Source organism: Clostridium manihotivorum (assembly GCF_004015185.1).
GTDB lineage: Bacteria > Bacillota > Clostridia > Clostridiales > Clostridiaceae > Clostridium_AR > Clostridium_AR manihotivorum.
In genome coordinates this window covers 2380996-2394060 of sequence record NZ_CP025746.1, presented here as the reverse complement: position 1 = coordinate 2394060, position 13065 = coordinate 2380996, and the positions used below count along the sequence as shown (strand labels likewise).

The 13065-nt window shown below is 31.2% G+C and carries 13 protein-coding genes and 1 pseudogene; 5 read left to right on the top strand and 9 right to left on the bottom strand.

Annotation, left to right across the window (positions count from 1 at the left end):
- Window positions 1–22: 22 nt before the first annotated feature.
- The 5 genes from C1I91_RS10730 to C1I91_RS10710 all read right to left on the bottom strand — a co-directional run bounded on the left by C1I91_RS10730 (window position 23) and on the right by C1I91_RS10710 (window position 5043).
- Entirely contained in the window at window positions 23–547 is a 525-nt protein-coding gene (locus tag C1I91_RS10730) for a class I SAM-dependent methyltransferase (protein ID WP_128212887.1), read from the bottom strand.
- Between the two features lie 90 nt (window positions 548–637).
- Window positions 638–1375 carry a YwqG family protein gene (locus tag C1I91_RS10725; protein ID WP_128212886.1) on the bottom strand — a complete coding sequence of 246 codons (738 nt, stop codon included), beginning with the start codon at window positions 1373–1375 and terminating at the stop codon, window positions 638–640.
- Window positions 1376–1822: 447 nt separating this feature from the next.
- Window positions 1823–3196 (bottom strand): glycoside hydrolase family 1 protein, encoded by a 1374-nt coding sequence (locus tag C1I91_RS10720; protein ID WP_128212885.1) that lies wholly within the window; start codon window positions 3194–3196, stop codon window positions 1823–1825.
- Window positions 3197–3725: 529 nt separating this feature from the next.
- Window positions 3726–4577, bottom strand: coding sequence for a CPBP family intramembrane glutamic endopeptidase (locus C1I91_RS10715; protein ID WP_128212884.1), 852 nt, complete (start codon window positions 4575–4577; stop codon window positions 3726–3728).
- A gap of 238 nt (window positions 4578–4815) precedes the next feature.
- Window positions 4816–5043, bottom strand: coding sequence for a GNAT family N-acetyltransferase (locus C1I91_RS10710; RefSeq protein WP_238475962.1), 228 nt, complete (start codon window positions 5041–5043; stop codon window positions 4816–4818).
- A gap of 186 nt (window positions 5044–5229) precedes the next feature.
- On the opposite strand from C1I91_RS10710, the gene C1I91_RS28550 reads away from it, so the two are divergent.
- The gene (locus C1I91_RS28550) at window positions 5230–5478 is read left to right on the top strand and encodes a hypothetical protein (RefSeq protein ID WP_205694264.1); all 249 of its coding nucleotides are present in this window, start codon (window positions 5230–5232) and stop codon (window positions 5476–5478) included.
- A 461-nt stretch (window positions 5479–5939) separates the two neighbouring features.
- Window positions 5940–6608, top strand: a complete 669-nt coding sequence (locus C1I91_RS28545; RefSeq protein WP_205694333.1) for a transposase — start codon at window positions 5940–5942, stop codon at window positions 6606–6608.
- Window positions 6609–6775: 167 nt separating this feature from the next.
- Here C1I91_RS28545 and C1I91_RS10700 read toward each other — a convergent pair whose 3' ends face one another.
- The 3 genes from C1I91_RS10700 to C1I91_RS28110 all read right to left on the bottom strand — a co-directional run bounded on the left by C1I91_RS10700 (window position 6776) and on the right by C1I91_RS28110 (window position 8306).
- Complete coding sequence (locus C1I91_RS10700; protein ID WP_128212882.1) at window positions 6776–7402, bottom strand: hypothetical protein; 627 nt, start codon at window positions 7400–7402, stop codon at window positions 6776–6778.
- A 127-nt stretch (window positions 7403–7529) separates the two neighbouring features.
- Window positions 7530–7772, bottom strand: coding sequence for a hypothetical protein (locus C1I91_RS10695; RefSeq protein ID WP_128212881.1), 243 nt, complete (start codon window positions 7770–7772; stop codon window positions 7530–7532).
- 384 nt (window positions 7773–8156) lie between these two features.
- Window positions 8157–8306: a hypothetical protein gene (locus tag C1I91_RS28110; protein WP_164880496.1), complete on the bottom strand. Its 150-nt coding sequence runs from the start codon at window positions 8304–8306 to the stop codon at window positions 8157–8159.
- A gap of 133 nt (window positions 8307–8439) precedes the next feature.
- On the opposite strand from C1I91_RS28110, the gene C1I91_RS10690 reads away from it, so the two are divergent.
- Window positions 8440–10071 carry a recombinase family protein gene (locus C1I91_RS10690; RefSeq protein ID WP_128212880.1) on the top strand — a complete coding sequence of 544 codons (1632 nt, stop codon included), beginning with the start codon at window positions 8440–8442 and terminating at the stop codon, window positions 10069–10071.
- 712 nt (window positions 10072–10783) lie between these two features.
- On the opposite strand, the pseudogene C1I91_RS10685 reads toward C1I91_RS10690, so the two are convergent.
- Window positions 10784–11593 (bottom strand): annotated as a pseudogene (locus C1I91_RS10685) (D-alanyl-D-alanine carboxypeptidase family protein); the annotation flags it as partial.
- A gap of 417 nt (window positions 11594–12010) precedes the next feature.
- Here C1I91_RS10685 and C1I91_RS10680 point away from each other — a divergent pair.
- Window positions 12011–12586, top strand: a complete 576-nt coding sequence (locus tag C1I91_RS10680) for a DUF2953 domain-containing protein (protein ID WP_128212878.1) — start codon at window positions 12011–12013, stop codon at window positions 12584–12586.
- Window positions 12576–12983, top strand: coding sequence for a GerW family sporulation protein (gene ytfJ / locus C1I91_RS10675; protein WP_164880495.1), 408 nt, complete (start codon window positions 12576–12578; stop codon window positions 12981–12983). Before C1I91_RS10680 ends, ytfJ begins: the two co-directional genes overlap by 11 nt.
- The last annotated feature ends 82 nt before the right edge of the window (window positions 12984–13065 follow it).

The window sequence follows — 13065 nt, the reverse complement described above, 5'->3', positions numbered from 1 at the left end:
AATTTGTGCTGCTCACCCTTAACTACCCTAAGTTTTTCCAGCATTGATAGAAATGCTCCCCCTCTGTGCTCTCCTCTATCAACTTAAATCCACTAGTGCTTATCAATTTTCTAAAATACTCTGCATCCTGATATGCATCCTTTTTTCCTACTCCATAGGTTGTACTAATAACCTGCTCATCTATGGTAATTTCAATATCTGCTAAAAAAGGATTTGCTTCTTCTATTTTTGTGTCCCATACATATAAACGGCCTCCGTCCTTTAGCACCCTGCTTATCTCTTTAATGACTTTTGGATGATCATCCTTATTAATAAACATAAAACTATAAAAAGCAGTAACGTTATCAAAACATTCATCTACAAAACACATTTCTCTGGCATCCATAATAAGCTTAATAGGGCCTTTAGGCGCCTCCAGAAGTTCATCCTTACGATTATCTATAACAATAGCTTGGGTAGGATATAACCTTCCGATTATACCTTCTCCCCCACCTCCTATATCTAAAATGTTACCTTCTATGTCTCTAAAAAGTTTTATTTTTTGCATACAATATTCTCCCTAATCCCCATAATAAGCTTCTCTATACGGAAAATTATTAATTCTATAACCTCTTACTCAGATTACCTTAGTCTACAATTAGCAACACTGCCAATCATACTCAACCTTTGAAAAGTCTTTATTCTTCAAATCCTCCTTAGAGATAAAGAAATTACAGTTTCCTGAATCGCCAAACATAATACCACATTTATCTTCAACATCTAGCTGAAGAAGCAAAACATCATATTCTCCATAAAATTCAGGTTCTGCTTGAACAAAGTATGGATACCCACCTACTCTGCTTCCTGCACCATCAAATTCTTCCCATGCCTCCTCTTCCAGCTCTTCAGTAAAAGGCTTTCCAACGAAAGCTTTATCAAAGTCCTCACAGCTACAGGTTATTGGCATTTCTCTTAATTCAAAACTCATCTTTCCGTTTTTATTAAAAGGTAAGAATTGTTCATATTCTTTTTCATAAGGATTCTCTGAAAGCAATCTACTTTCTTCCTTTATGTGATTCTCAATATACCTAACCTTACAAGGAGCATCAAAGCCGTAACAATCATCATTATTTATGAAAAACTGAAGAAGCCCTTGCTTTGGCATATCTTCAAGTTCAATCAAATCGGCTAGATTTATCTGTGCTAGGAATATCATTGGTTTGCCGTTCTTTCCTGAAGGATATTCCTCAATATTCTCAAGATAAGGACACCCACCTAGTTTACTATCCCAAGGCTTTGTTTGTTCTATTGTAAAAGTTATTTCGTTAGCTTTGCGCAGTGATTTCTTTATTGTATCCTCATAATCTCTAAATAGTTCTGGAACTTGATATGTCATATATTTTCCTCCAAACATTTATCTAAATTATTTATTTACTTCAAAATCAGTTTTATAGGCAACCAACTTCAACTATTAATTTTACATGCCTGATGATCCCCAGAAGCCGGGATCATCTAATCCCCAGAAGCCGGGATTTTATAACATGCATAAATTAAGTTTTCATAAAGGTTCCCTATATATTATAACTTTAAAGTTTTTCCATAATACCAATTACTAAAAAAGTACGCTGACAAACCTAAAATAATATACATAAAACAATAAATCATTGCTGAGCTATTCAAATAAATACTAGATAATATCATAAAAAAACTACCTTATAATACAATTCTGTACTATAAAGTAGTTTTATTCAAGGAATTTCTATCTACACTTATGTTTAGAAAATAAAACTTCTTATATAATTATTCCTTATATAAAGAGTTATCAACTTAAGTCAAATCTCCTTTAGATGTCTTCTCCATTTGATGCTATAACCTGCTTAAACCATTCAAAACTTTTCTTTTTATATCTCTTTAAATCTTTCAAATCAGTCTCATCACGGTTAACGAATATGAATCCATATCTCTTCTTCATCTCTCCCTGGGAGCTTAAAATATCTGTGCAGCCCCAAGTAAGATACCCTATTACTTCTACTCCTTCTTCCATGGCAAGCTTCATCTGTTTTATATGTTCTCTTAGATAATCAATTCTGTAATCATCATTTACAGTATTATTTTCATCCAACTGTTCTCTAACACCAATTCCATTTTCAGTAACGAATATAGGCATCCTATATCTAGCATATACTTTCTTTAAGGCAATTCTAAAGCCTATTGGGTCAATAGCCCATCCCCATTCATTAGCCTCTAGATATGGATTCCTTTTTATTCCTTTAAGTAACCCTCCATCCTCTTCACCAGCTATATATTCTACAATATCGCTTCTATAATAGCTGAATGTAAGGTAATCTACAGTATTCTCTTTTAATAATTGTTCATCTCCTGCTTCAAATACTGGCTTTATACCTCTCTTTGCCCATAAGCTAGTGATAAAGGATGGATATTCACCATTAGCAAATACATCAAAATGTAAGTCATTAAATAATTCCTTTACTTTCTGGTTGGCCAATGCATCCTCTGGCTTGCAAGTAGCAGGGTAAGTTGTAGTATAAGCTATCATTCCGCCCATCTTTCCATCAGGTATTATCTCATGCAACAGTTTAGTTGCCTTAGCATGAGCTATAAAAACATTATGACATACCTGGAAACCAACTGCTTCCTTATTATCACCTTCCTTTGTTTTAACTCCCCAATGATCAATTCCAAAAACTGAAAAATTCTGCTCATTGAAGGTTATCCAGTATTTAACCTTATTCTTATATCTTTCAAATACAAGCTTTGCATAATTCGCAAAAAGCTCTACTACTTTTCTTGATGCAAATCCATTGTACTTCTCTGCTAAAGCCTGTGGTAAATCAAAGTGATATAGAGTAATTACAGGTTCTATGCCATTTTTCAATAATTCATCAAATAAATCATCATAAAACTTTAAGCCTTCTTCATTAACTTGTCCTTCTCCATCCGGTATAACCCTTGCCCATGAAATACTGGTACGATACGAATTGATTCCTAGCTCCTTAAACAACTTAATGTCTTCCTTATATCTATGATAAAAGTCAACAGCTACCTTCCAATCTGAAAACCCTTCTTTTATTTCTCTTTTATCTACTATGGAAAGTCCTTTTCCACCTTCATTATAAGCTCCCTCACTCTGAAAAGATGTTACTGCACCCCCCCATAAAAATCCTTCTGGAATTATGCCCTTTATATTCTTATCCATTGTCCCACTCTCCTCCTATTAATAAATATTCTGTTTCATTAGTTAGCAAGCAATCATCTACTTTAATCAGCTTCCGTAAAGAATTATAGATGTACCTCTTAATTCAAAATAAATCTTTACCTTACACACGCTAAATGTAATTGATTACTACAAACATATTTTAACTCTCATTTTTATTATATGGGGAGTTTGTCTATACAAGAATTTTATCTTACATCTAATCTAACACATTGCCTTCACTAAAAAATAAAACCACTTCCTCAATAAATTATACTGAGAAGTGGTTATTTAATCACATATTAAAAACCTATCCAATAAAAAAGTCGCTGAAGCGATCTTCTTCAGTGAGCTTTTTTGCGCATCTGCCTTTCCGAATGTATATGAGGAAAATCTGGGAGGCGAATATGATTTATTTTTTACTGTTTCCCCTAAATAGCTGTTATAAGTCCTTGATATTACTAGGTTTAGCTAACAAAAAAAATTTACACTTTCCTTTACAGTAAAAAAGTATCTATTATACCTAAACAAATTAAAAGCCATTATATCCATTATAATTTTTAATCCTTATTCTATAAGCTATCATAAACATACATAACAAAATTATATACATTATGGAGGTTAATACAAACATATTTTCAGTTAAATATGCTAAAGAGAATTTAGAGTTGGCGCTAATAATAAGCAATCCTGGTTGTCCTTTAATACTAGCTAGATTTGAAAAAAAGTCTGTGGCAATATGTATACCTACTGACATATAAAGTGATTTAGTCACTATATAAACATAGCCAAGTAAAATTCCGCCGGTTAAAACCGCTAACAACTGACTTATACTCTGGTATCTTGTACAGTGAAAAATCATAAAAACTATTGAGCTTACTACAAGCCCAAACATCTTCCCTTTATATCTTGAGAAATAATTTAGTAACACACCTCTAAAAAATACCTCTTCACAAACTCCAGCAAAAGCAGCTCTTACAAATAAGCTTAAAACAAAGACTAATACTATATTCCAAGAGTAAAAGCTAAATCCGATTCCGTCATAAAAATAAAGTTTTATTACACAGCCTGCAACAAACATAAATATGGAACCAAAAAGTCCCATGACTACTCCTGACCATATTTTCTTTCCACTGTTTTTTTCCTTCTTAAAACCTATGGTCTTAAAGAAACTTTTTTCACTATATTTTTTTACGATAATAAACTGAACAATAAAGATAACAGCTTCTAATAGTACGTTTCCCAGAAGACTATCTGGCAGTATATCTACTCCCACTCTCTTTAGTGATGAAAGAAGAACCTCTAATACAATCAGTGCTGCAAGGGTAAAAAATATTGACTTTACTGCTACTAAAGCATTTTTATTAAATTTAGTATCTTTCATTTTATCGCCTCTTTTTTTATATGTGCAACCTTAATTTCAGCATAGTTACTAACCCTTATTAAAATTTTAGTTCCGTTTAAAAACATAATGGGTTTAACATGGCCCTAATTTATAATAAGAATTTTTATATTAAAATCGCACATCTATATTTAACTTTAGTCAACATCCAAATTATACCACAACTCTAATTAATATTAAAAGCTTGTACTAAAAAACAGCACCTCACTACAACTATTTATTAATCATATTTTAAGATTTTGCTCAGCATATACTTTTCACTTAGACCTATAAACCCTAATTCAGAATAAAAAGACCCTGCATCATTTCCTACATGGACACTAAGTCTTAGTGCTGGATATTTATCTATTAATAGATTTAAGGTTCTTTTTACCATCTTCGAAGCTAAGCCTCTTCTTTGAAAATCAGGATGCACCACAAAATCTAATATGTACGGAAGCTCATTCACTAATCCAACAGTACAATTACCAATCAATCTATTGGTTTTAGCTTCGAAAATCAGTGTGGACCACTCTCTTGGTACAGCATTAAGGAGTAAATATATTTCGAGTTAAAAACACCCAAAAATGTAATAAAATATGGTATAATATAATAAGGGAAAGTGCCTAATTTACTACGTTTGCGGGGATGAAATATGGATAAAATGACAAGAAAACAAAAGAGAAAAAAAGAAAATGAAATAAATTATTTCGGAGAATTTTCGAAAATTAAAAACCACTTTTTTAAAGATCTAAATAAAAAATTAGCAATTGTAAAAGACAAAAGAAATCAGAATTATGTTACTTATACACCAGAAATAATACTATTTACGGTAATAATGAAAAATGTTTCAGGCATAGTAAGCATGAACAAAATGACAAAGATTTTAATAATGACGCCGTAATAGAAAATATTGCGACGTCATTAGGATATGATTCTTTAGAAGAAATACCACATTATGATACAATTAATAACTTTCTAAAAGAGTTAGAAGTAAGTGAATTAGAAAAAATTAGAGACTACATGATAAGAGAACTTTTCAGAAAAAAGATCATTAGAGAAATATAGATTGATGGATAAATACTGGTGTATTGCCATTGATGGTTCACAACTATATTCTTTTAACGAAAGGCATTGTGATCACTGTTTAAAAAAGAATATAAAAATAAAGAAACTGGAGAAGTAGAAAAAACTGTATACTATCATACGGTTTTAGAAGCAAAGTTAGTCTTAGGAGATATGGTATTTAGTATATTAACTGAATTTGTTGAAAATGAGGACGAGAGCGTCAGCAAACAGGATTGTGAAATAAATGCAAACTAAAAGGCTAATGAAAAATTAAAATACAAGTTTAGAAAGCTAAATATCTGTCTTCTAGGGGATAGTCTTTATGCTTGTGAACCGATTTATGAATTATGTGATGAGTATAATTGGGAATTTATCTTTAGATTTAAAGAAGGAAGAGCCAAAACTCTCTGGGAAGAAATTCAGGTTATAAAAAGCTTTGAAAACAACGAAATTACTTCTACATTGGCTTTTGAAAAACAAGAGTTTAGTTGGGATGCAACTTATATTAATGAAGTCTCATATAAACATAGATTTATTAATACCGTAGATTTTACTGAGACAATTTTTAAGAAATCTAAAGATAAAGACAGCCGTGAAAAAACGACCAAAAACTTTGTTTTTGTTACGAATATACAGATTACCAAAAGAAATGCGTTCAAAATTGTATCTGCTGGTAGAAGTAGGTGGAAAATTGAAAATGAAGGCTTTAATAACCAGAAGAATATAAGATATGACATAGAGCATGCTTGTTGTTTAAATTATCAAGCTATGAAAAACCACTATTTATTAATACAGATATCAGACATATTAAGACAACTGTTAGAAAAAGGTAGCGTAGCAATAAGAGAATTAAAAGTTGGTATAAAAGAAATATCTTCAAGAATATTAGAATCTTTTCGACGAGAACCTCTAATATCTGAAGATATATCACGATTAAATCAACATATAAAAATACGCGACCTATAACAATATAATTTTAACAAAGGTGATGATAAAAAGAAAGACTATGGAACAAAAAAATAGAAAAAATTTTATTGGTTGCAAAGCAACCTAAGATATTATTTTTAAAATTATCGGAATAAAGATATTTTCTTAATTTTCTGAAAAAGAAAAAATCAATTTAAGAAGATTTTCTAAACATAAATTAATTTAATCGTTGATACTGCTCTTGGTATGTTATTCTGGCTTGTATGACTAAAATATGTATCAACGCTTATACTTTGAAATTCATAACTCTGCTCCGAAATAGCTTTAAGTTTATTTGCTCTATAGGTCTCATAATATAACTCTGTCATAGCTTCTTTATATTCTAACTTAGGCTCACAGAGCTTGTATTCTGACCCAAAACTCGCCTCAAATTTTTCAGTAGCACGCACCATTATTTTATTAACCTCATTAAGCTCATACCCTAAGCAAGTATAATAACCAAAACTGTCCTTATCAGCATCTTGTACTACAATCACTTCATTATTATCAGTAATCGTCTCTGCATAATTAGCTACAACCTCAATGATATGCTCCATTTTATACGGAGGAATAACAAATACACATTTAATCATATTAGGCTTTATTATAGCTCCACCAACTCTTATCCCTTTATGTAATACCCAGCAACAAAAATTCCCATTCTTATATCTTTCTATGTCACCCTGAAAGCTAAGCGACATCCACTCATTAACCTTGGTTAATCTGTAAATAGCATGATATCTAGCCCATTCTTCACTAATAGCTTGTACAACTTCATATTGATCTATGTCCATATATAATCCTACCTTTCGTTATCTACTTTTTTCAATAGAACTTACAGTTCTTTAATTCTTAAACTAGTAGCAACCCTTTTAATTATTACTGGTACTTTTCTTGATTTATGTACTTTATCTTGAGCTATTATGCTTTAAGTCCCTTTAGAGTAACTATTATACCTATTACCACAATAATAGCTGCAATAAACTCAAATAACCAAAGGCCTAGCAAAGCTAAAATCCCAGCAAATATTCCTACCAATGTGATTTCAATTCCCAATAGCATCAGTTTAATGTCACTAATATTGCTTTCTTTTATCATAAGAACAAAAGCTGTTAAAATTACTATGCTTACCACTACTGTAATTATTCCTGCTAATATAGACATATAAGCCTCCCTTTTATTCACTTAGAAATTTAAGAACATAATTTCAAATTGAAGTGCTGCATCTTTAAAAAATCTATATTCAATTTGCACTTCATAGAGACATACTACTTCAAGATAAAGCTAGCTATATTCTCGAAAGCTTTATTTGAGTGTAACAATTGAAGTAGCACATCTTTAATCATATCTTTTACAATAATTATACTCTCAGGCTCGGCTCTACGTACAATATTATACATTCAATTTAAAATTTAACATTATCTTAATCATAATTCTAGGGATAAAATGATGCATAAATAAAAAATATATCCCTAATCATAAAGGCTATCTTCATGAGCCCTGCATAAAAATTGACTAACATATAAAATTACTCTTATCAGCTTTATTTTAAATATTCTTTTGTAGATACTGTAGGAGCTTAACGCAGTCTTCTCTTCCATACTCCTCCAGCAATATCTTAGCTAAGGCCTTGGCATATTGTCCCTTCAGCTTATCTGAGAGTGCTCCTTCTAGCTTCACTGTTATTTTATTCTCCATGTTTTATATAACCTCTTAATTATTCCAACTAACATATAATATGAAGCTACTTATATTAATGTCATAACTAAAATTATTGTCATATATAAGCTCTTTAAAAATAGAATAATACCAAAAGCCTCAGGAGGTTTTTATGAAAGCAGCTATCTATAGCAGAAAATCTATATTTACTGGTAAAGGTGATTCAATTGAAAATCAAATAGAGTTTTGTAAGGAGTATGGGAAAAAATTAGGTATTGAGGAATACATAGTTTACGAGGACGAAGGATTCTCTGGTAAAAATACTAACAGGCCAAGATTTCAGCAGCTTTTAAAAGATGCCAAGAAAAAAGCCTTTGATTTTCTAATATGTTATAGACTTGATAGAATAAGTAGAAATGTAGCGGACTTTTCCTCAACCCTAGAAATACTTCAAAAATATAATATAGACTTTATAAGTATTAGAGAGCAATTCGACACCTCTACTCCAATGGGCAGAGCCATGATCTATATAGCCAGCGTATTTGCTCAGCTTGAGAGAGAAACTATAGCTGAAAGAGTTAGGGACAATATGCTTCAGCTTTCAAAATCAGGCCGCTGGCTAGGTGGTCAAGAACCCTTTGGCTTCAAGGCTGAAAGAGTCACTTATCTAGACGAAGATTTTAAGGAGCGTTCTCTCATGCAGCTTTCCCCATATGAGGAAGAACTTACGGTTGTAGCTATGATTTTTTCTAAATATATGGAGTATAATTCCTTATCTAAGGTAGTTAAATATCTAGACTTATGCTGCATAAGAGGTAAAAACGGGGGACATTGGTCAACTATCCAGCTTAAAAGAATTCTCTCTAGCCCCCTATACGTTAAATCTTCAAAGGCTACAAATGACTATTTAAAAAATCTAGGAATCAATGTATTTGGTGAAGCAAATGGCAACGGATATCTTACCTATAATAAAACTAAAAATATTACTGAAGAGAGAAATATAAATGAATGGATAGCTGCTATTTCAAGGCATCCTGGCATCATAGACGCTGATTCCTGGCTAAGTGTACAAAATAAAATTACAGCTACTAAGGAAAAGACTATAAAAAGACTAGGTACAGGCAACAATGATGCTCTGCTATTAGGTCTATTACAATGTGCAAAATGTGGTGCTCTTATGAAGTTAAAGCAAGGTCGATTCTCTCACAAGCTTAATAGAAGACTAGATTATTATGTCTGCTGTAATAAAGATAAAAGCCACGGAACTACTTGTAATAATAAAAATATCAGAGTGGATATAATAGATAAACTTGTCACTAAAAATCTTAAAATATTGGGCAAAGACTTTTTAAGTAAAGAACTATCAGCTTTATTAGATACCTCAGCAGTAAATCAAACTAACAAGGATGAACTTCAAATTATTGATTCAAAAATCAAAGAAAATGAAGCTATTATCTCCAGTCTGATAAAAAAACTGGCTATTTGCGATAGTGAACGAGCTTCGAAGCATATAGTCTCTGAAATTGAAAAGTTAGATACTAAACTACAGCAGCTAAAAGCTGAAAAACTTAATTCTTCTACATTAACTAAAAACTATAAACCTTCTGATGATAACTTAACCAATGATAATTTGAGCAACGGTTCCCGGAATATTAAAATACTTTTAGAAGCTTTCAATAAAATTAACAATGAGTATTCTGCCATAACAACCGCTGAGCACAAAAGAGCCTTACTAAGACTTGTAGTTAAAACGGTACAGTGGGACGGATCTAATGTCCTGCTTACCTTGAATTCTCTTAAGTAGAATTGTTGCTTTTTTATAACTTAAGCACAATATTCTGTTCCAGCATCAATACAATCAATTAACTCTCTGTCCATCTACTCCTCCACAAAGATTATTTAGGATTTTAAACACATATATTTCAAGTTTTTAGATTTACACTGTTCACACTGTAGTGGTTAAGTTATTATCAGTCTTTATTAAAATCCTATACTACTAAATTATTTCACTAGAAGTAATTTGGTTACTATATGATATCTAATTTCAAAAGTTTATTTTTATGCTCTTAAAGCTATTTTTAGAACCTCTTTTGTTATTTGTAGCTATAAAAAACTATAAATATGGAGTGTAATGCTAGAGTAAATTATAAATTTGGATTTGGATTTAGATTTGCATTGAGCTTATATTAAAGTTCACTGTTGAAATTAAGTGGTCAATGATCCTATGCTTTAATGAACTTTTCTAATTTGTCGCTTCTATATTTAATATTGCATAAATAATTGGTGCACCTTAAATTTAAATAATTTAAGGTGCACCAAAAGCTTTATTTTCTATAAACATACTTTTTAATTATCTCATTTCCATCATTATCAAGCACCGTTACTTTTCCACCGATTTCATACTTTTTATTATTTTTATAGTCCTTATAATCTATCTTATAACTTTTACCTTTTGGAAGTACAAAGTCTATATTTTTTTCTCCATCATAATTATTTTTAGCTGCCACTGCTTCACCTACAGCTTCTTTGGTTGGTACTGAGTAAAAATCGTAATTTTCTTTTACATATTTATACACCTTCTCAGTTGCCTCCCATCTATCCGGACAGTTAAGAACTACTATAATAATATCTCTTCCATTATGATTAATAGATGAAACCAAACATTTTCCCGCCTGTCCTGTATATCCTGTTTTTACTCCATTTGCCTCAGGTATCCTGTGAAGTATTTTATTTATATTTGAGTAATCTCTGGTAAAACCATATTTCTCTTTTCTTATTTCCTTTACAGCTGCAATTTCTCTAAACTTAGGCTTTTCCATAGCCACTGAAGTAAGCAGCGCCAGATCATAAGCTGAGCTATAGTGATTTTGACTATCCAATCCATGTGGAGATTCAAAGTGTGCATCCATAAGCCCTAAGCTTGTTGCAAAAGAACTCATATGCTTTGCAAAGTTTTCTACACTTCCACCTTGAGCTTCTGCTAAAGCTATGGCAGCGTCATTGCCTGATCTTGTCATAAGTCCAAAAACAAGTTCATGCATAGATATTTCTTCTCCTGACCTAAAGCCAACAGTAGACCCTCTGATACCAGAAGCGTTTTTGCTTACTACTACTTTTTCTTCTAAGCTTTTATTAGATAAGGTTACAAGTGCAGTCATTATCTTTGTTGTACTAGCCATAGGAACTGGCATATATCCATTCTTGTTGTATAAAACCTGCTTTGAGTTTCTATCCATTGCTAGTACATATCTAGCACTAGGTGTTAAATCCTTGGCATATACCATTTTATTAGTGCCAACAATAGAACTAGTAAGTACTAGGCTCATACAAAAACTTAATACCTTCTTTATATTCATAATATCAATCCCTTTATTTAGTTTGGTTATGGATATACTACTGTAGATGCAGCACTTCATATTAAAATCTATATTTTTATACCTTCTCTCAGAAACCAGCGGAATTTTAAAAATATTTTTCGGATTGAAGTGATACATTTTTAGATGTACCACTTCATATTAAAGTCTATATTTTTAAACCTCCTCTCAGAAACCAGCGGAGTTTTAAAAATACTTTTCGGACTGAAGTGGTACATCTTTAATATGGTAATTGACCTTTGGTACATCCATATTTATAAATTTCCCAAAATTAATTGCAAATAACCTAGATATACATGGTTATAGGTTTAAAAAATGGAAATACTATAACTATAAGGATTGAGTATCCTTTATCTGGAGGAATTTTTAATGCGTGTATTATATATTTTGATAATCATACTCATATTGATGCTCATACCTTTTCCTGTGAAAATTCAAGTGATATTTAAAGATATGGATTTAAAGGTGTATTTATATAAATTCAAGGTATTTTCATTAATTGAGACTTTAAAAAAGAAAACAGAAAAAGATAAAAAAAAGTGTAAGCCTAAAAAAGAAAAGAAAAAAAAGAAGAAGCTTGTAATCAACTTAAGCGTTATACAAAATATCATTTATAAACTAAATAATAATCCAATAAAGCCTAAGATACGACTTTATTACGATATAAATTACTCCACAGGTGATGCTGCTAGCACAGCAGTTATATATGGAATAATTTATCAAGTCATAGCGGTTCTTAACCTTATAATTAATGTTCTATTAAACATTACTTTAAATAAGACTGATATTGCTCCAAATTTTCAGTCAGAAGATGTTTTTGTTAAAATCCAATTTAAAAGTATAATTTTTTTAAATTTAGTAAAAATTATATATATGATTTTATTAATATTATTGTCCTTAAAATATAAGGAGGTGGACCCTAAAGGGGAAAATTATGGAATGTAATCATCCAATCGAAAACTTAATGAAGACAACAATGGAAAGTCTTAGAGACATGATAGATGTAAATACAGTAATTGGGGATGCTGTAGAAACAAAAGATGGCAGTTATATCATCCCTATTTCTAGAGTGTCTTTTGGTTTTGCATCTGGCGGAGGTGAATATGGTAAAGAAGCCTCTGAAAAATATCCATTTGGTGGCGGCTCAGGAGCAGGGGTTACCGTAAGACCTGTTGCATTTTTAGTTCTTAGAGAGAACTCTGTCAGGCTTCTTCCTGTGAACCAAAATAATACTTATGACAGAATAGTAGATAATGTGCCTCAAGTATTAGAGGTAATAAAAGACTTTTTCTCAAAATCAAAAAAAGAAGAACCTTGTGAAAAACCAGAGGATTACCTATAAAACTAAAAATATAGACTTTCATCACTGTTGACGAAAGTCTATATTCTTCAAATCAATATTAAGCATAATCATAATCAATTAA

Bases quoted from the DNA above. Each gene is read 5' to 3' on its own strand.
- C1I91_RS10730 (WP_128212887.1), bottom strand. From the start codon at position 547: ATGCAAAAAATAAAACTTTTTAGAGACATAGAAGGTAACATTTTAGAT.
- C1I91_RS10725 (WP_128212886.1), bottom strand. From the start codon at position 1,375: ATGACATATCAAGTTCCAGAACTATTTAGAGATTATGAGGATACAATA.
- C1I91_RS10720 (WP_128212885.1), bottom strand. From the start codon at position 3,196: ATGGATAAGAATATAAAGGGCATAATTCCAGAAGGATTTTTATGGGGG.
- C1I91_RS10715 (WP_128212884.1), bottom strand. From the start codon at position 4,577: ATGAAAGATACTAAATTTAATAAAAATGCTTTAGTAGCAGTAAAGTCA.
- C1I91_RS28550 (WP_205694264.1), top strand. From the start codon at position 5,230: ATGGATAAAATGACAAGAAAACAAAAGAGAAAAAAAGAAAATGAAATA.
- C1I91_RS10700 (WP_128212882.1), bottom strand. From the start codon at position 7,402: ATGGACATAGATCAATATGAAGTTGTACAAGCTATTAGTGAAGAATGG.
- C1I91_RS10695 (WP_128212881.1), bottom strand. From the start codon at position 7,772: ATGTCTATATTAGCAGGAATAATTACAGTAGTGGTAAGCATAGTAATT.
- C1I91_RS28110 (WP_164880496.1), bottom strand. From the start codon at position 8,306: ATGGAGAATAAAATAACAGTGAAGCTAGAAGGAGCACTCTCAGATAAG.
- C1I91_RS10690 (WP_128212880.1), top strand. From the start codon at position 8,440: ATGAAAGCAGCTATCTATAGCAGAAAATCTATATTTACTGGTAAAGGT.
- C1I91_RS10680 (WP_128212878.1), top strand. From the start codon at position 12,011: ATGCGTGTATTATATATTTTGATAATCATACTCATATTGATGCTCATA.
- ytfJ (WP_164880495.1), top strand. From the start codon at position 12,576: ATGGAATGTAATCATCCAATCGAAAACTTAATGAAGACAACAATGGAA.